The organism is Bacillus sp. PAMC28571 (assembly GCF_014250435.1).
GTDB classification, from domain to species: domain Bacteria; phylum Bacillota; class Bacilli; order Bacillales; family Bacillaceae; genus Bacillus; species Bacillus safensis.
Genome location: NZ_CP060191.1, coordinates 2,899,727 through 2,919,183 on the forward strand (window position 1 = coordinate 2,899,727; position 19,457 = coordinate 2,919,183).

The 19,457-nt window shown below is 41.8% G+C and carries 18 protein-coding genes; 4 read left to right on the forward strand and 14 right to left on the reverse strand.

The features are described from left to right. Positions 1-7 precede the first annotated feature (7 nt). From H7F25_RS14770 to hprK, 6 genes are all read right to left on the reverse strand, one after another. Positions 8-436, reverse strand: coding sequence for an Rrf2 family transcriptional regulator (locus H7F25_RS14770; protein WP_024423567.1), 429 nt, complete (start codon positions 434-436; stop codon positions 8-10). Positions 437-505: 69 nt separating this feature from the next. Beyond that, positions 506-1,024: an acyltransferase gene (locus H7F25_RS14775; RefSeq protein WP_185853871.1), complete on the reverse strand. Its 519-nt coding sequence runs from the start codon at positions 1,022-1,024 to the stop codon at positions 506-508. 1 nt (position 1,025) lies between these two features. Beyond that, positions 1,026-1,676, reverse strand: a complete 651-nt coding sequence (ppaX, locus tag H7F25_RS14780) for a pyrophosphatase PpaX (RefSeq protein WP_024423569.1) — start codon at positions 1,674-1,676, stop codon at positions 1,026-1,028. Beyond that, a complete protein-coding gene (locus H7F25_RS14785) occupies positions 1,673-2,617 on the reverse strand; it encodes a nucleoside recognition domain-containing protein (protein ID WP_056765706.1) in 945 nt (314 codons plus the stop codon). Before H7F25_RS14785 ends, ppaX begins: the two co-directional genes overlap by 4 nt. A gap of 20 nt (positions 2,618-2,637) precedes the next feature. Then, entirely contained in the window at positions 2,638-3,462 is an 825-nt protein-coding gene (gene lgt, locus H7F25_RS14790; RefSeq protein WP_103131662.1) for a prolipoprotein diacylglyceryl transferase, read from the reverse strand. 11 nt (positions 3,463-3,473) lie between these two features. After that, a complete protein-coding gene (hprK, locus tag H7F25_RS14795) occupies positions 3,474-4,406 on the reverse strand; it encodes an HPr(Ser) kinase/phosphatase (RefSeq protein ID WP_024423572.1) in 933 nt (310 codons plus the stop codon). Positions 4,407-4,583: 177 nt separating this feature from the next. Here hprK and nagA point away from each other — a divergent pair, with 177 nt between their 5' ends. The 3 genes from nagA to H7F25_RS14810 are packed head-to-tail and all read left to right on the forward strand — an operon-like array spanning position 4,584 to position 7,242. Continuing rightward, the gene (gene nagA, locus H7F25_RS14800; RefSeq protein WP_185853872.1) at positions 4,584-5,792 is read left to right on the forward strand and encodes an N-acetylglucosamine-6-phosphate deacetylase; all 1,209 of its coding nucleotides are present in this window, start codon (positions 4,584-4,586) and stop codon (positions 5,790-5,792) included. Next, the gene (nagB, locus tag H7F25_RS14805; RefSeq protein ID WP_024423574.1) at positions 5,773-6,498 is read left to right on the forward strand and encodes a glucosamine-6-phosphate deaminase; all 726 of its coding nucleotides are present in this window, start codon (positions 5,773-5,775) and stop codon (positions 6,496-6,498) included. Before nagA ends, nagB begins: the two co-directional genes overlap by 20 nt. Positions 6,499-6,516: 18 nt before the next feature. Continuing rightward, positions 6,517-7,242, forward strand: coding sequence for a GntR family transcriptional regulator (locus H7F25_RS14810; RefSeq protein ID WP_044334239.1), 726 nt, complete (start codon positions 6,517-6,519; stop codon positions 7,240-7,242). Between the two features lie 30 nt (positions 7,243-7,272). Here the strand turns inward: H7F25_RS14810 and H7F25_RS14815 are convergent, their stop codons facing one another. The 5 genes from H7F25_RS14815 to H7F25_RS14835 form a co-directional block, all read right to left on the reverse strand. After that, a complete protein-coding gene (locus tag H7F25_RS14815) occupies positions 7,273-11,127 on the reverse strand; it encodes a metallophosphoesterase (protein ID WP_185853873.1) in 3,855 nt (1,284 codons plus the stop codon). 94 nt (positions 11,128-11,221) lie between these two features. Next, positions 11,222-11,608 (reverse strand): phage holin family protein, encoded by a 387-nt coding sequence (locus tag H7F25_RS14820; RefSeq protein WP_024423577.1) that lies wholly within the window; start codon positions 11,606-11,608, stop codon positions 11,222-11,224. Continuing rightward, positions 11,609-11,803, reverse strand: coding sequence for a PspC domain-containing protein (locus H7F25_RS14825; protein WP_024423578.1), 195 nt, complete (start codon positions 11,801-11,803; stop codon positions 11,609-11,611). Between the two features lie 6 nt (positions 11,804-11,809). After that, complete coding sequence (locus tag H7F25_RS14830) at positions 11,810-12,901, reverse strand: DUF4097 family beta strand repeat-containing protein (protein ID WP_024423579.1); 1,092 nt, start codon at positions 12,899-12,901, stop codon at positions 11,810-11,812. A gap of 11 nt (positions 12,902-12,912) precedes the next feature. Next, positions 12,913-13,248, reverse strand: coding sequence for a hypothetical protein (locus tag H7F25_RS14835; RefSeq protein ID WP_024423580.1), 336 nt, complete (start codon positions 13,246-13,248; stop codon positions 12,913-12,915). 197 nt (positions 13,249-13,445) lie between these two features. On the opposite strand from H7F25_RS14835, the gene H7F25_RS14840 reads away from it, so the two are divergent. Further along, positions 13,446-13,676, forward strand: coding sequence for a hypothetical protein (locus tag H7F25_RS14840; RefSeq protein ID WP_024423581.1), 231 nt, complete (start codon positions 13,446-13,448; stop codon positions 13,674-13,676). Between the two features lie 231 nt (positions 13,677-13,907). Here the strand turns inward: H7F25_RS14840 and uvrA are convergent, their stop codons facing one another. The 3 genes from uvrA to H7F25_RS14855 form a co-directional block, all read right to left on the reverse strand. Then, on the reverse strand, positions 13,908-16,784 hold the full coding sequence (gene uvrA / locus H7F25_RS14845; protein ID WP_025093988.1) for an excinuclease ABC subunit UvrA: 2,877 nt from the start codon (positions 16,782-16,784) through the stop codon (positions 13,908-13,910). Positions 16,785-16,791: 7 nt separating this feature from the next. Further along, a complete protein-coding gene (uvrB, locus tag H7F25_RS14850; RefSeq protein WP_185853874.1) occupies positions 16,792-18,777 on the reverse strand; it encodes an excinuclease ABC subunit UvrB in 1,986 nt (661 codons plus the stop codon). 293 nt (positions 18,778-19,070) lie between these two features. After that, the gene (locus H7F25_RS14855; RefSeq protein WP_024426229.1) at positions 19,071-19,316 is read right to left on the reverse strand and encodes a CsbA family protein; all 246 of its coding nucleotides are present in this window, start codon (positions 19,314-19,316) and stop codon (positions 19,071-19,073) included. Positions 19,317-19,457: the final 141 nt, after the last annotated feature.

A 19,457-nucleotide genomic window follows, 5' to 3' on the forward strand; every position in this document is an offset into this window, starting at 1 on the left:
GAATTGATCATCCAATTTTTTTGATTAGCACATGCGTTAGTTCACTTAATTTGATCTCAGCAAGTACTTGCTCCATCGCACTTTGAGCGCGGCATAAAATTAATTCAAGCACCGCTTGAATATTTGCACCGATCGGACAGTCAGGATTTGGGCTTTCATGAATTTGAAACAATTCTCCCTCATCCACGACTTCAACCGCTTTATACACATCGAGCAGTGTGATGTCGTCTTCACTGCGGTTCAGCTGAGAACCACCTTTGCCAAGACTCGTTGAGATTAGACCTGCTTTTTTTAATTTACTCATAATGCGGCGGATGACCACTGGGTTTGTATTCACACTTCCCGCGATATCCTCCGATGTCTGTAATGATCCTTTTTCAAGTGATAGCAAGGCCAGAATATGGACAGCGACAGTAAATCTGCTGCTGATTTTCATGTTTTCTCACCTCTGTTGTAATCATTATAGTTACACCATGTCACATTGTCAACAAAAAAGTCTGCCGAGCTACTCAGCAGACGTAGATTGACGTGCTTCCATTTCTTCTTTCGTATAAATCATGCGCATTGGATTACCCCCAACAAATGAGCCTGCTGGGACATCCTTATGAACAAGTGTACCAGCCGATACGATCGCTCCATCCCCAATGGTCACACCAGGTAAAATAGTTGAATTAGCTCCAATTAAGACTTCATCACCAATATAGACTTCCCCAAGTCGGTACTCTTTAATCAAATACTCATGGGACAAGATGGTTGTGTTATAGCCGATCACACTATTTCGACCGACAGTGATTTTCTCAGGAAACATCAGATCAACCATCACCATTAAGGCGAACGCCGTATCCTCGCCGACCTTCATACGAAGAAAGGTTCGGTAAATCCAATTTTTCATGCCCATAAAAGGCGTGTACCTTGCCATTTGAATAAAAATGAAGTTTTTCACCACTTTGAAAAAGGAAACTGTCCGATAGACTTGCCGCAGCGAATTGACCCCTTTTACAGGATAACGATCTGTTTTTCTCAACTTAATCAGCTCCAACAATCGCCAGGAGATCACTCATTTTCTTCAGCATGAAATCAGGGCGATGCTTTAAAAGGGCCTCTTCTCCCTTAATCGACCAAGCAACACCTGCCGTCTTTGTCCCTGCAGCTTGACCAGACAAAATGTCGTGATAATTATCACCGACCATCACCGCTTCATGCGGATCACTGCCGAGCTTTGATAATGCCAGCTGAACAGGCTCCGGATGCGGCTTCTCATTTTGGACATCATCGAGTGTCACAATGACCTCAAAGAACGGCTCTAAACCGGTCAGCTTCAATCCCATTAAAACCGTATCGCGTATCTTCGTTGTGACAATACCGAGCTTAAATCCTCGATCCTGCAGGACTTTCAATGTGTCGATAACGGTCTCATATTCAGTCACAAGCAGATCATGCTGCTTATGATTAAACGTGCGGTACATCTGAATCATGTCATCTGTCAAATCAGGATCCATCGCAGAAAATGTATCAAACAAGGACGGACCAATGAAATGAAGAATATCCTCACGGCTGTACTGACCAGGGTAATAATGATCCAGCGTATGCTGAAATGAAGCAATAATTAATTCATTTGTATTGATTAATGTGCCATCTAAATCAAATAGCACTGTGTTGATCGTTGATTCGTTCATATGGCTTCCTTTCTAACAGCTGCAAGCTCCCGCTTCCGCCAAATATAGCTAATGGCAGCTGTCAATAAAATTGCAGAAATCAGGCGGATCACAAGAAGCGGCCATACCGGAATACCAAGTGGAATAAAAACCAGCGTATCTTCGACCACCGCATGGCAGGCAACAAGGAAAATAAAAGCAAGGGTTAAGTCCTTTTTACTCACACCGTCCTCTTCCACTGCCTTCATCATCACACCGGCTCCATAAGCGAGACCAATCGTTAATCCAGCCACCATCGTCATAGACGTATTTTCTTTCATTCCAAGCATTCTAGTAAAAGGTGACAGCCACTTAGACAGTGTATGGAGCCACCCTAAATCTCTCATGAATTGAATGATGATCATGAGCGGGATAACGATACAGGCAAGCTGCAGCACACCGAGTACTGCTTTTTGTAAAGCAAGAAGGACGATCATGTACCAGCTGGAAGGCACATCAGCCGCCTGAGCTGCACTAAGCAGTCCATATTGCGCCGGCTCCTCGCCTCCCTGCCAAACGAGATGAATGACAATAGCAGAAATAACAGCAAGACTGATTCTAACCAGCAAAATCACAGATACTCTCAGTCCAACCTTTGCTGCCACTGTTGATTCGATGATCAAGTTATGGCAAAAGGACAGCATCACTGCCAAAATAAACACTTCCTTCACAGGAAGCTCTAATGTCAAAATGGCAGCAATCCCCGCATACAAATTCAGCATATTTCCTAATACAAGCGGAATAGCCGCTTCCCCCGAAAGACCAAACAGCCCCATAAATGGCTGAATGAATCGGATGATCCAATCCATGACAGGCGTATGCTGCAAGATACTGACGAGAATGGTCACTGGAAAGATGACTTTACCAAGTGTCCAAGTTGTCGACAGCCCTGCTTTCAAGCCGTTTTTCCATGTCTCTCCCATCTTCTTCTGATCCCCCCTACTTAATTCGATGAGTTGTTCTCTTTATACGGAATGGATGCGTATCCTTTCATTCTTCTAAAGAAAATCAGTAGAACAGCCACTGCGAATATCGCAATCGAAATCATCTGTGCGATTCGAAGATGCTCTGTCAGCATTAAGCTGTCTGTTCTCATCCCTTCAATGAAGAAACGGCCGATTGAATACCAAATTAAATAAGACAAGAAGATTTCGCCTCTGCGCAGCGAGGTTCTGCGTAATAAAATCAAGATGACAACACCAACAAGATTCCATAATGATTCGTATAAGAACGTCGGGTGATAATAGGTACCATCAATATACATTTGATTAATGATAAACTCAGGCAGATGCAAATTTTCTAAAAAGGTTCTTGAAACCGCCTCACCATGCGCTTCTTGGTTAATAAAGTTCCCCCAGCGTCCAATTGCCTGCCCTAGTAAAATACTAGGTGCTGCGACGTCAGCTATTTTCCAAAAGGATACCTTTCTCACTTTTGTAAAAATGATGGCTGTCAGCACGGCACCGATCAGCCCGCCGTGAATCGCAATTCCACCATTCCAAATCTTAATGATTTCGTTTGGGTGCTGCTGATAGTAATCCCATTCGAAGGATACATAATAAATTCGGGCACAAATAATCGCTATTGGAATGGCAAATAAGATTAAGTCAATAAACAGATCTTTATTGATTCCTCTTTTTTCACATTCTCTCAAGGCGAGCCAAAGTCCAAGCAAGGCCCCGACCCCAATAATCACACCATACCAATGAACCGAAATAGGTCCGAGGTGAAAAGCAATCGGATCAATTGGCTGAATTGCTTCGTTCATATAGTCAACTCCTATTCATCCTGGCCATTGTCTTCAATGACATCAGCAAGTTTACTTGTAAATTGTTCCGCTGCATTATGTCCCATACGCTTCAGCCTGAAGTTCATCGCAGCCACCTCAATGATGACCGCTAAGTTTCGACCTGGCCGCACAGGGATCGTTAGCTTCGGCACATCTGTATCGATGATGCGCATTTTCTCTTCTTCAAGTCCTAAACGATCATACTGTTTGCCTTGTTCCCAAAGCTCAAGGTTCATTACAATCGTAATTCTCTTATAGCTTCTGACAGCGCCTGCTCCAAATAAGGTCATCACATTAATAATGCCTAACCCGCGGATTTCTAAAAGATGTTCAATCAGCTCAGGTGCGCTCCCGACTAACGTATCCTGATCCTCTTGACGGATTTCCACGCAATCGTCTGCGACCAGCCGATGTCCCCTCTTCACTAATTCTAAGGCTGTTTCACTTTTTCCTACTCCGCTTTTCCCAATTAACAACACACCTACACCATATACATCTACGAGCACACCATGAATAGCAGTCGTTGGTGCAAGCTTACTTTCTAAAAAGTTGGTCAATCGACTCGAAAGTCTTGTCGTTTTTAGGCTAGATCGTAAAACGGGCACGCCATTTTCATTTGATGCTTCGATTAATTCCTTCGGCACATCACGATCTCGAGACAAAATAATGGCAGGGGTAATATCTGTACAAAGAGACATCATTCTCTGCTTTCGTTCGCGTTCTGGGAGCTGTTCAAAAAAAGAAAGCTCTGTTTTCCCTAAAAGTTGAACTCTTTCTTTTGGGTAATATGTAAAATAACCAGCCATTTCAATACCTGGTCTGGAAAGATCACTGATTGTAATGGGACGATTAATCCCTTCTTCCCCACTTACCAGTTCAAGATGAAATTGTTCCATTATGTCCTTCGTACGAACTTTCGGCACGTTTCTTCCTCCTTTTATCACAGGCGATTCAGAAATACAGCTCTATTTTATCACTTTCAATGATGAACCCAAAACAGTATTTTATCCTGTTCCTGTTTCACCGCCCTAACTGGTATAGACAACTATACTTAAAAAGAGTAAACTTAAATGAAAGATAACGAATAAGGGGGCTTAAACATGAGCGGTTCTTTATTGCTCTCCAACATTCATATTGTGACAAAGACAAAGGTCATTGAAAACGGTTTTGTCGGTTTACGCGATGGCAAGATTGACTATATTTCAACATCACCACCGACAGGAAATTATGAAAAAGTATATATTTCCCGGGAAAACTTTTATTTACTCCCTGGAATGATTGATATTCACATCCATGGCGGATATGGTGCAGACATGATGGATGCGACAGCAGAAGCAATGAATACGCTCGCTGACAACCTTCCGTCAGAAGGAACGACAAGTTTTTTAGCGACAACCATCACACAAAACCATCATGAGATTGAGCATGCACTTAAAAATGTCGCTCAGTGGAAACAAAGTAATGAAGCACAAGCAGGAAATCAGGCACAATGTATAGGAATCCACCTCGAAGGTCCATTTATTTCTAAAGATAAGGCAGGGGCACAGCCTGTTCAATGGATTAAACAGCCTGATATTCCGCTTTTTAAAAAATGGCTGGATGCTTCTGATCAGCTCATTCGAATTGTCACGTTTGCACCTGAGGAAGACACAGATTTTGCATTTCTTTCTCTATTACAGGAAAAGAACATTATCCCTTCTATTGGACATACGAATGCCCATCATGACATGATCAATTTAGCAGCTAAGCATGGTGCACGCCATGTAACGCACCTTTATAACGCAATAAGTTCGTTTCAGCACCGTGAACCGAACGCTGTAGGTGCTGCTCTTACGAACGAGAATCTTCATACTGAGCTGATCACAGATGGAATTCACTCCCATCCTCTTTCCATCAAGCTTGCGTATTTGGCAAAAGGAAGTGATCGTTTAATCATGATCACAGACTCGATGCGTGCAAAAGGGCTTGGGAATGGAACGTATGAATTTGGCGGTCAGACGGTCACAGTCAGCGGCGAAAAAGCATTGCTGAACGATGGTACACTTGCAGGATCGATTTTGCGAATGAAAGACGGCGTCAAAAGGATAAAACAGCTCACAAATTGTGATTGGACAGAGATTGCGAAGATGACCTCAACCAATGCGGCTGCTCAGCTGGGACTTGATCAACTGCTCGGTTCCATCGAAGTTGGAAAACTAGCAGATCTGGTGATTTGGGATGAATCTGGTGAACTGATGATGACGATCTGCCGTGGACAAATCGTCTTTGAAAAAAGGAGGCCGACCACTAATGAACATCATCGAATTTGAAAGCAAAGATCAATTAGGAAAAGAAGCAGCTGCCATTATTGCAAGGACAATAGCTGCTAAACCCGATGCCGTACTCGGCCTAGCAACAGGCGGTACACCTATTGAAACTTACAAAGAGTTAATTCAACTTCATCAAGCGCGTCAATTGTCTTTCAAGCAAACAAAAACAATCAATTTAGATGAATATGCAGGACTCAATCCAGAACACGAAAATAGTTATATGACCTACATGAAACGTCATTTATTTGACCATATTGATCTCCCTCAGGATCAGTATTTTCTTCCAAATGGCAATGCAGCTCATTTAGAAAAGGAATGCTTAAGATATGACCAGCTCATTGAGGCTGTAGGCGGCATCGATCTTCAGCTCCTTGGAATCGGTCAAAATGGGCATATCGGTTTTAATGAACCAGGTACCCCTTTCAACTCAAAAACTCATGTTGTGCAGTTAGATGAAAACACGAGACAGGCTAACGCAAGATACTTTTCTTCTATTGATGAGGTACCTACACATGCCATCACAATGGGAATTGCGAGCATTCTTTCAAGTAAAAAGATTCTCCTTCTTGCTTCGGGAAAATCAAAAGCGAAAGTGATACAATATTTAGAACAGGCAGAGATTCATCCGGACTTCCCAGCGTCTGCACTGAAACTTCATGAAGATGTAACGGTCTTGATTGATCGAGATGCTGGATCACTACGCTAAAAACGAGAGGATTTTCACATGTTTATTGATAAGCAGTCACCTATTCCGATGTACCATCAGATTATGGAGAACCTGAAAAAACAGATTGAGGATGGAACATTAGCACCTGATACACTCATTCCTTCTGAAAGAGAATATGCCGAACGCTTTGGTATTAGTCGAATGACTGTCAGACAAGCCTTATCGAATCTTGTGAACGAAGGATATTTGTATCGACAAAAAGGAAAAGGCACCTTTGTTAGCCGGAAAAAATTTGAACAGCCGCTTCAAGGCTTAACAAGCTTTTCAGAGGATATGCGCCAGCGTGGACTCAAAGCATCAAGCCAGCTGATTGACTTCAAAAAAACTGCATGTCCAGAGCACTTGCTGCCAGTCTTACAGCTGTCTAATAGTGATGCTGTATTTGAGCTCAAACGGATACGCCTTGCAAATGATGAACCGATGGCGATTGAAACGAGCTATATACCTGAAAGATTCGCCGGAGATTTAACAAAGAAACATTTAACTGGCTCTTTATATGAATATATAGAAACTCACACTGGACATGTCATTGCTCATGCCAAACAGGAGCTTGAAGCCAATGTTGCCTCAAAGGAAGAAGCACACTTGCTGTCTATTTCAGCAGGAGACCCTGTGCTGTCCATAACAAGAACGACTTTTTTTCAACAAGACATTCCATTTGAGTATGTTGTTTCCGTTTATAGAGGGGATCGTTATAAGCTCATTCATACAATGGAAAGATAAACAGTGCCCCTGACACGGAGCACTGTTTTTTTATTTCCTAAGAAATTTTGTTTCGTCATCATCTTTTGTATGAATTTTCCATATTGGTGAAATGGCTTTTCCTTGAAAACGATCTTTTGCTACAGTGTACCAATAATAATCTTCATTTGGCTTTAAGCCCTTCCACTCAAAGCTTGCTTTTTTGCCGCTTTTTACGCCGCGCGCTTCTCCTAGAAGAACATTCGTATACACATTGAGTTCAAAATAATTGGTTTTGACAGATTTCATTTTCGGTGTCAAATCTACATCGATTGAAAATTCATCCTGATCTCCATACGTTTTAGGATCATAAAAATGCTCTTGATTCAAGTAAGGAGAGTATGTCGTAAAATGAAGTTGATTTTTTTCTTGATCGGCTGTTATGACCCTCATAAACCCTTGACCACCTTCAGGTCCTGACTGATAATCGGCGAGTATTTGATATACTTTCCTGTCGACTTTTCCATCATGGTCATCATCAAGCTCATCTACTTTCCTGCTTGCTCCATGGTAATGGCCGCTAAATACGGCCACAATATTAGGATGGCGTTTCACCACTTGATGGAAGATGAGGTCGCCAATCGGGCTTCGGTTGCCGCTCACTAACAAATACTCATGGAAATTTAAAATGACGATACGATCTGGATGCTCAGAAATTACACGGTTTAACCAATCAATTTCATCTTGCTTAATCCCCCAGCCCATGTACACCATCATATAATCATTGCCACCGGCAGAGATGAGATCATAATGACCTTTATTGTTACGATAGGATTCACCATAGTAAGGCTTATCAGCAAAGCGTTTTTCCCCGAAATATTTCCCGTATTCCGCATATAAACCGTCCTTGTGTCTAACATCATGATTTCCTGCTAAAACCCCATAAGGAATGTGATTCTGATCCAATACACGCATAAATGTATCAGCACGGTGCCATTGCTTATCCTTTGAATCATCTACAATATCGCCTGTATGGAACACATATTGAATGTTTAATTTTTCTCTTTGATCTCTGATCCATTCAACCATTTGTTTAAAGATATGAGGATAGCTCTTTGCATAATATTGAGTGTCAGACATCCATACCATCTTATATGGCTTTTGCGATTTGCTGATTTCATCCTGTACTAGCAAATCAAACGTTTGATTCTTCATGTACTGTCTCACTGACAGCAGCCCTTTCAGGTAAAATTCCTTTTGATCCTTGGCAAAGTGATGAGTGATTTTATCCCACTTTTCCTGCTGGTGATTCCACGCGTACATTGTCACCTTTCTCCCTGACAATGAACTCCCTTTCCATACAGCTTCGACGACATCCTTTTCACGTACACCATGATGAACCTTAATTTGAAAACGATGATAAGGAAAACGCTGTAAATCCTTCGTTTCAACAGACTTCCCATCAACAAATGCAATGCGGTTCCTTTCTTGATCAGAAAAAATCATTTCTCCTTTTTGGAGATAACTCTTAGGCGGTTCTGTCTCTGCTGCATACTTAAAAATCTTCATTGAAGGATGCAGCGATGTATATTGATAGGCACGATAAAAAGAGTAATCTAACTTATCATTCGTTGGATCCTTGGTTAGCACAGTTTGTTTTGATGATTTCATTTTTGTCTTATCTGCCACCCGCTCTGGTGTTTCAGGATGCTCATGTACCGTCTTGAACTCTTTTTTTAACGTCGACATGTTGCCAGCTGCGTCTTTTGCTTTGATCGTAAACGTGTGCTTCCCAGGCTTTAATTCACTAGAGGACGTCTGATATGGCAAAGAAACTGGTTTGCCATCTACATATGCCTTCAACTCCTCTATGTCACTCCAGCGATCCGTTACTTTTGCTTTTAATGTAAAGGCGCCTTTATATTGATCCTTTGCTTGTACGTTCGTCTTTATTCTCGGCCCAGTGTTATCAACTTTCACACGTACTGAAGCGTGCTCGTCTGAGGTTTTGGCCTCAATCAGGTGCGGCCCTTCTTTCAGCCTTTTTGTGTCCCACTTTATATAGGTTGAGACATACGCCTCTTTTGGAATTTCAAATTGAAACGTTCTCACCTTTTTTGCGTTCCCGCTGTCTCCCATTCTCCATTCTTTTAGCGGCTTTGCATTGATTGGCGGAATTTGTGTTCCATTTGATAAGATCATCCTGACGTTTTTCAATTCAAAATCATCATGATTCTCTCCAGGCAGCCGGTCCACCGGAGAAGACTTTGTGCCAGCGTGAAAAGAGATCGTTTGGAGACCTGCCTTTTTTATCTCTTCTTCGGGTATTGGCATTGTATAGGTACGGTACACTTTTGTCGAATCATCAAAAATAGAAAGTAAACGCCTACCTATAGATACACCATTTTTAAAATATAAATTTGTTCCTTTGACATCAAATGCGATATATGGATCTGCTTCAAGGGCAGAGGATACTTGCTGATTCCGTTTTCCATCTATCCGCAATTCGATGCTTTTTTTCTGATCAGACGTTGCCTTTAATGAAAATAAACCTGATACCGTATCTCCCTCTTCTACATTGAATCGTAGACCGTGGGCTTTGCTGACCTGCTCCACATCAATCGTTTTTTTCAACGTCTTGGCTTCATTTTCGCCGTCTGACGCTTCAAGCTGATATTCCAATTGTTCTTTCCCAATCAACTCAGGTGAATAAATAATATGATGAAATAACCGGTCATTATGGTCTTTTTGCAGCAGGATTTCCTTGAACGGATCTTTTCGATTCGTTCGATAGCGCAGCTTGACGGTTTTTACAGCCTGATCATCTTGGACATCTGCCTTAATCTCTACACTTTCAGTTGGTTTCACCGGCTTCCTTACCGTCATATCTTCAATCACAGGTTTATGGATATCTTGAGAAATTTCCTTTTTCTCAGATGGAATTTGTGCTTTTAGTACTTTACCTGGAGTGGGTTCTTCCTCAATTTTCGAAATCAGCTTCGTCTGCGTCGTACCATCCATTGGATACTTAAACAGCAAGGATTTATGCTCGCTAAACCATGATGGCTTCAAACGAAAAGCGGCAGAAGAAATTTCTTCACCTATATTTGTTGTGATCGAAACAAGACGAGATTTAGAGTTGGACAGCCCTTTGCTCTCGATAATAGATAGATGCTCGCCCTCTTTTAATTGGCTTTTGTACATGGCATTAAAGTCCGCTGTCGTTAAATGCTCCTGCCCTTTTTTTCTCAGCCATAATACATAAGGTTTTCCAGGTGAAATGGTGACTGGATTTGTGTGAAAGGAATATACATCATCCATTTCAATGCCCTGTGCAGGATTGCGGTAGCGGAGCTGATAATGTTTAAGAGAGATAGGCGCATGTGTCGTGTTATACACTTCGATAAACTCAAAAGCATCTTTGCCTTTTCGGTTTTTTGAATTGACGACAATTTCTGTGATGAATAAATCCGGAATATGTGAAAGATCTTCTTCAAATCCATTTAAATGAACCGATTTCTCTGCCGTTTTGATTACTGATTTTTGCGTAAGGAACTCTGTATAGTAACGAACGGTTGGATTCCATAATTGATCTGGCGGAATTTTCGCTGTGAATTCTGGCTTCATCCCTGGCAGCCGTTCCATTGGAATCAAGCGGTACCCCAGTTCATCACTTTGTTTATAATACAAGTTCGCAGACAAAATCTGTTCTTGGTCACTAATGGACGCACGAAACTGTAGATCATGGCTTTTTCCTAGAACCGGGCGGACGTCCACATGAAATTGGTCAAAGATAAAAGGCGAAAAAGGCTTGTCCGGTACATTCACTTCTGTTTGAAGAAAAGGGCCTGCTGAAGCAGGCTGACTGAAACAAAAAAGAATGATAAAAAAACATAAAAGCATGATTTGTCTGCTCACGTTCACCATCTTGCACCGCCTCCCTTCGGATATTGTGTCTCCTGAAGGTCGTTTTTATGTCAGATGGAACGGAGAAACGATGCAAATTTGCACAAAAAAACCGTTAGCTTTTTTTCGCTAACGGCTCTACAATTCCTTTTTGTATCAACAGATGGAAAATGGATAAAATGACAGCCATCCAAATGGCCGTTCCGAATCCATCAATGTTAAAGCTATCTCCCATAAAGCTCGATGTCATCATGAGTGTAATCGCATTGATGACAAATAAGAACAATCCTAGTGAAAGAACGGTCACTGGAAGCGTTAAAATGATCAAAAACGGCTTCACTAAAATATTGAGCAAGGACAAAATGATACTTGCCACAATGGCTGCGCCAAAACCTTCAATATACACGCTCCCGAGCCCAGGCAGAATGCCCGAATCAAAATATCCAGCAATGACGATTAAAAGTAATGCATTTACTAAAATACTGACGATCCATCTAAGCATTTATTTAGTGCCTTCTTCCGGAACAACAAAATACCAGATGAAGTAGATCAGGAAGATCGGCATAAATGCTGTCAAAAATCCGATGATGACGGTTAAAATGCGAAGCAGGGATGCATCCACACTTAAATATTCCGCAAGTCCACCAACAACACCCGCTATTTTTTTATCCGTTGCTGAACGATAAAGCTTCTTCATGTAGAATCACTCCTTGTCTGATTGGTGCTTTACTTGTATTGAGCCTGTTTTTGTTTCTGCAAAAATGGATATACTGTGCACCGCTTGTTGATTTGCTTTGATCATTTTCTCTTTTTGTAATGTTTCATTTTTTTCTTTAATCATCTCTGCATCAAGTAAATCGTGAGAGATAGACCCAAGATTGCTTTTCAGCTCAGCGGTCACTGCACATGCACGCGGAATCTGAACGTCCACACTGCCTGTTGTCGTTTTCGCATAGATGGAACGGCACTTTTCATCTGACAGCTGAACAGCAATATTTCCATTAAAGCTTTGAGCATCAATTGATTCACTTTTCCCGCGCAGGTCTATGAGCCCATTGATGGTTTCTACTTCAATCATACCACACTCGTGATCTGCCAGTTTGATTTGTCCGTTTGCTGTTTCTATTCCGACTTTTTCTGCTTGTAACGAAGCAAACGAGACAACACCATTTGTCGTTTTCGCGGCAAGTTCTTTTGTCTTTAGCTTTTCCCCGCGAATCGGTCCATTAAACAGCTTGACCTTGATCTTATCGTATTGGATACGCGGTACGTATAATGTAACATTGACTTTCATCGTCTTCTTTTCGGTTCGAATAAAAAATTTATCTCCTTCAAGCCCGCAGTCCAATTGATTGAGAAATTGCTGTCTTGCCTGCTCTCCATCCTCTGCACGGTAAATTTTTGCATGACACTCTGCTCGAATATCTCGATCGTCCCAAGGCATCACGTTGAGGCTGCCGTTCGCCAATTGAATATCTAAATGGGAAAGCGATGCGTCCTTGAACTGAAAAATGTGCTCAACATCAACGGACTGTCCAAAGTTCAAATCAAGATCCACGTCTTTTACCTTTTTCACCGCAGAGTCTAACCAGCCAAACAGCTTTGCCCCAAGATTTTCGGTGCCGTTTCCTTTGCTCTCTGCTCCAGCTTTTTCTTCATGAAAGGTGTGATCAGCCGTAGACTTTTCTAATGAGACTGACTGACCTTCTTCTAGTTTTTCCAGCAGCGTAATTGCTTCTTTTGCTGATAATACTCCGTCTTCTACTAATTTTAAAATTCGTTCTTTTTCATTCATACAAAGCCCTCCTAAGATTTGATGGATTGAAGTACTTTAATACCTTGAATGATATTCCAAATGACAGAGATCAAAAAGCCAATGACTACTAAAAAAGACAAGATGAACACCATCATGACTGGAATGAGCGAGTCACCTGCCTGTGTCGTCAATAAAAATGGGATAGACCCAAAAATCAACAGAATGCACGCTGCGACCGGCAAAAGATGTGACCATAATGCCCGCAATGCGTGCCGCTTCGTTTCCTTTTGATCTACTACAAAAAACGCCACGATCGGTACGATAAACGGCATAAATAATACACTAAAATAACAAATAGAAGCAATAATCGACTGATCTCTATTCATATATATTCGCTCCTTCATAACGAAAATTCCTTTCTAACTCATACGTTTATTGCGTATAAAAAGTTTCAAAATCATTCGATTTACATATGACCTTAGACACAAATTATTTCTTTTTGCACCTAAGAGTAGATTCTTCACAGATTACCCTTTAAAATATGTTGAAAAGATGGTGATTATCAATATAGGGGGTAATTATTTTGACAGATCATCATAATACAAAACAAACGGCTCAAACGCTTTTAGACCTTATACAAAAACAGAAAAGCATGAACAGCGATATGATCAAGGAGCTTGAGACCATTCATCCGTCTCATCCAAAGTATGGTGATATCCGTTATTTAAAGGTACTGCTCGACAGCAGCAGCACCCATATTTTAAAGGATTTAACGCACCTCAGTAATTTAATGCCGAAGGAAGATGTGCAATAAAAGAAAAACCCCTCTTATTGAGGGGTTTCAGACTGTTGACAAAGGGCTAAAATGATCTTGATTTTAGCCCTTTGTCTTCTTTTCAGCGTGATAGAAAACCTTTGCAGCCCTAGGAAGGACGAGTACCAGGAGCGGAGCGAATTGAAACATTCGTGAGCACCGGAGCGCAGAACTGACAAAGAATGCGAGGGTTTGTCTACACGCTGACCCCCTCTTATCGAGGGGTTTTCTTTATGAAGAAGTCACACTTTCCGTTTCTTTAACCAACTGTTTCATGCGTTTACGGTCACGCTCTAAAATAGGCTTCAAGTATTTTCCTGTGTAAGATGCTTCTTCTTTTGCAATGTGCTCAGGAGTGCCAGAGGCAATGATCGTTCCGCCGCCTGCACCACCTTCTGGTCCGAGATCAACGAGATAATCAGCAGCCTTGATAATATCAAGGTTGTGCTCAATGACCAACACCGTATCTCCGTTTTCAACCAAACGCTGAAGCACTTTTAATAAACGGGCAATATCATCCACATGCAGTCCTGTTGTCGGCTCGTCCAAAATATAAAGGGACCTTCCGTTTGAACGGCGGTGAAGCTCAGATGCCAATTTCACGCGCTGTGCCTCTCCTCCGGACAATGTCGTTGCAGGCTGTCCAAGTGTAATGTATCCAAGCCCCACATCATAAATCGTTTGAAGCTTCCGCTTAATCTTTGGGATATTCTCGAAAAATTGGAGTGCGTCCTCCACAGTCATTTCAAGCACATCAGCAATGTTTTTTCCTTTATATGTGACCTCGAGTGTTTCGCGGTTATAACGTTTCCCGTGGCACACTTCACAAGGCACATACACATCTGGCAAAAAGTGCATTTCAATTTTAATGATGCCATCCCCGCGGCACGCCTCACAGCGGCCGCCTTTGACGTTAAAGCTGAATCTGCCTTTTTTATAGCCTCGTACCTTTGCTTCGTTGGTTTGTGCAAACACATCCCGCACATCATCAAAGACACCTGTATACGTGGCAGGGTTGGATCTTGGTGTACGGCCAATTGGAGATTGATCAATATCAATGACCTTATCCAAATGATCCATTCCTTTGATTTCTTTGTGCTGCCCTGGCTTCGCCTTCGCTCTGTGCAATTTTTGTGAAAGTGATTTTAATAGAATTTCATTCACAAGCGTACTTTTTCCTGAGCCGGATACTCCGGTCACAGCTGTAAAGACACCCAGAGGGAACTTCGCATTCACGTTTTTCAGGTTGTTTTCTTTTGCACCTTTTATCTCAATATAGCGGCCGTCAGGCTTTCTTCTCTCAATTGGCAGCGGAATAAATTTCTCGCCAGATAAATATTGTCCTGTTAAGGATTTCGGGTCCTTCATGACTTCTTCTGGCGTTCCAGCTGAAATCACTTCTCCTCCATGAACTCCTGCTCCAGGTCCAATATCTATTAAATAATCAGCGGCTAGCATGGTATCTTCATCATGCTCCACGACAATCAGTGTGTTCCCAATGTCACGCATATTTTTCAACGTCCCGATCAACCGGTCATTATCGCGCTGATGCAGACCAATGGATGGTTCATCTAATATATAAAGAACACCTGTCAGCCTTGAGCCGATTTGAGTTGCCAGGCGAATCCGCTGCGCCTCTCCGCCTGATAGTGTGCCAGCGGAACGGCTCAAATTCAGATAATCTAATCCCACATTATTTAAGAAGGACAAACGCTCTTTGATTTCACGTAAAATGAGCTGGGCAATCTGCAAATCTTTCTCAGATAACTCAATTTTTTCATAGAAATCAAGGGCATCAGAGACAGACAAATCGGTGATTTCTCCGATATGCTTGCCATTGATGAGAACCGCCAGCGTTTCTTTTTTCAGACGATATCCTTTACATGTCGGACATGGCTGATTGGCCATATATTTTTCCATTTGTTCACGAATATAATCAGAGCTGGTTTCCTTATAACGCCGTTCAATATTACGAAGAACGCCTTCAAACTCAATTTCATTTTCACGTACCTGACCAAAATCATTTTCATATTTAAAATAAATCCGTTCAGATCCGCTTCCATATAAAATTTTATCGAATAAATGCGATGGGATATCTTTCACAGGAATGTCCATGTCGATGCCATAATGTGTACAAACAGCCTCAAGAAGCTGCGGATAGTATTGCGAGCTTTGCGGCTCCCATGGTGCAATGGCATGCTGCCGTAAAGTCAGATCCTTATTAGGAATGACAAGCTCAGGATCCACTTCCAGTTTTGAACCGAGCCCATCACAGCTCGGGCAGGCACCAAAAGGACTATTAAACGAAAACATTCTCGGCTCAAGTTCACCAATAGAAAACCCGCAATGCGGACAAGCATGATGTTCGCTGAATAACAGCTCTTCTTGTCCAATCACATCAATCATCACTCGGCCTTCGCCCAGCCGCAGCGCCGTTTCAAGGGAGTCAGACAGCCGAGCAGCAACGCCTTCCTTCACGACAATTCGATCAATGACTACTTCAATGGAATGCTTCTTGTTCTTTTCAAGCTCGATATCTTCTGAAAGATCCTCCATCTCTCCATCGACTCTCACTCGTACATAGCCCTGCTTCCGAATTTGATCAAGCACTTTCACATGTGTTCCTTTGCGGCCGGATACAACTGGCGCAAGCACTTGTAATTTCGTTCTTTCAGGATATTCTAAAATACGATCTGTCATCTGCTCAATCGTTTGTGACGTAATTTCAATTCCATGTATAGGACAAATAGGTTTTCCGACTCGAGCATACAAGAGACGCAAGTAATCATAAATTTCAGTGACAGTACCAACTGTTGATCTAGGGTTTCGGCTCGTCGTTTTCTGGTCAATACTAATCGCCGGAGAAAGACCTTCAATGGCATCTACATCCGGTTTATCCATCTGCCCAAGAAATTGGCGTGCATACGCTGAAAGAGATTCAACGTACCTGCGCTGACCTTCTGCATAAATCGTATCAAAGGCAAGCGACGACTTTCCTGAACCAGATAACCCCGTAATGACCACTAGCTGGTCACGCGGGATATTCACATCAATATTTTTAAGGTTGTGGGCTCTAGCACCTTTCACCTCTATTCGTTCCATAGCCATCAGGCAATCATCCTTCCGCTTTTAGCTCTAGCAATAGATCTCTTAATTCTGCTGCTTTTTCAAAATCAAGCGCTTTTGCTGCATCTTTCATTTCCATCTCGACTTTTTCGATCACTTTTTCTCGTTCTTTTTTGCTCATTTTTGAAAGTTTTGGTGCTGCTTTTGTTTCGTATTCTTCTGAATCCTCATGTATCTTTGTTGCCTTAATGACATCTCGAATTTTCTTATGGATCGTTTGCGGTGTAATCCCGAATTTCTCGTTATATGCTTCTTGCTGCTTTCGTCTTCGCTTCGTTTCTTGAATCGCAATGTCCATCGATTTCGTCATATTGTCTGCATACATAATGACCCGGCCTTCTGCATTTCTCGCTGCACGGCCAATCGTCTGGATGAGGGATCTTTCAGAGCGTAAAAAGCCTTCTTTATCCGCATCTAAAATGGCCACAAGCGACACTTCTGGAATATCCAGTCCTTCACGAAGAAGGTTGATTCCAACAAGCACATCATATTTACCGAGACGCAGATCACGGATAATCTCAATCCGCTCAAGGGTCTTAATCTCTGAATGCAGGTAATTCACCTTGATTCCGATTTCTTTTAAGTAATCTGTGAGATCCTCAGACATTTTCTTCGTCAGTGTGGTCACGAGCACACGCTCATTTTTCTCAACTCGTGCATGAATTTCTCCAATTAAGTCATCAATTTGTCCTTCAATCGGACGGACTTCAATGATTGGATCAAGTAATCCCGTTGGACGGATAATTTGTTCCACAACCTCAGGCGTTTTCTCAAGCTCGTATGGACCAGGCGTTGCTGATACATGCACAATATGATTGATATGCTTTTCAAACTCATCAAAGGTGAGCGGTCTGTTATCAAGTGCTGATGGCAGGCGGAATCCGTGATCAACCAACACTTGCTTTCTAGCTTGGTCCCCGTTGTACATGGCGCGGATTTGCGGAATCGTCACATGTGACTCATCGACCACAATCATAAAATCATCTGGGAAATAATCAAGCAGTGTGTAAGGTGTTGAACCAGGCGGACGCAAAGTCAGATGTCTTGAATAGTTCTCAATTCCTGAACAAAAGCCCATCTCTCTCATCATCTCAAGGTCATATCTTGTCCGCTGCTCAAGGCGCTGCGCTTCAAGTAATTTTCCATTTTCACGAAGCTTTTCAAGCTGTTCTTCTAGCTCTTGTTCAATATTGATAATGGCTTTTTCCATTTTTTCTTCTCTTGTGACGAAGTGAGATGCTGGGAAAATCGCCACATGATCACGATCACCAAGTATTTCTCCAGTCAACGCATCCACTTCACGAATACGTTCAATTTCATCACCGAAAAACTCCACTCTGATACAATGCTCATCTCGTGAAGCGGGAAAAATCTCAACAACGTCTCCTCTGACTCGGAAGGTTCCGCGCTGAAAATCTATATCATTACGAGAATACTGAATATCCACCAGCTTACGAAGAAGCTGATTGCGTTCAATCTCCATTTCAGTACGCAAAGACAGCACAAGCTCTCTATATTCCTCTGGCGAACCTAAGCCATAAATACAGGACACACTGGCAATGATGATGACATCTCTTCTCTCAAATAACGAGGACGTAGCCGAGTGTCTCAGCTTATCAATCTCATCATTGATGCTGGCATCCTTCTCAATAAATGTATCGGTCTGAGGTACATATGCCTCTGGCTGATAATAATCATAGTAACTCACAAAATATTCAACAGCGTTATTCGGAAAAAATTCCTTGAATTCGCTGTATAACTGACCGGCAAGTGTCTTATTATGCGCAATGACAAGTGTCGGTTTGTTCACTTCTTTGATCAGGTTGGAGACAGTAAAGGTCTTTCCCGTACCTGTAGCACCTAACAGCGTTTGATGCTGTTTCCCCTGATGGATCCCCTCAACAAGCTTTTCAATCGCCTTTGGCTGATCTCCTTGGGGCTGATAGTTAGAAACTAATTCAAAGCGGTCACTCACATCAAAGCCTCCGTTTCGTTTACGAAATCTATCTAATGAATATATTATCATAAAAGAACACAAAAATACGAACTAAAGTTCGGCTCTTACTTGATTTTTATTTCCAATACAGTCATACCCTCTCTCCCATGGCAAATAACCCTCTTAAGAAAACCTTCCTTTCAGTATGGAACATTTTGGAGTGAGATATTCGATGAGCAGAAAAAGAAAGCTGTGCTTACTAGAAATCGTAAGCACAGCTCTTGTTTAAAACATGTCAGTTTTCAGCCATCATGCTCTTGATGGCGATGACATCATTGATTTTCTTCAGCTTTTTCTCTTTTTTCGATTTCTTTCTTAGCCATAAACAAAGCCCCAGCTACTAAAGAAATAATATCTAATCCTACAATAAAGTAGGTTTCTGTATAGCCTTTCATGTACGAAGCAAATAAAAGCGCTGCTGTTAACGCAATGCCCACGTAATGATTGTAAGTAACCTTTGAAAATAAAATAACGAGCAAGAAAGGAAAAACTAGTGCAAATATGGCTTTTGTAATCACAAAAACCCTCCCTCTTCATGGTCTACTTCCTTGATTATAGTAAAGATTGGCATATTGAACAATTCACAGTTTTCAATTTCGCCTTTTTTCTTCATGTTCGGAGACTTTTGTTTTAGAAATAGAAGGAAATTAGTGAGATTG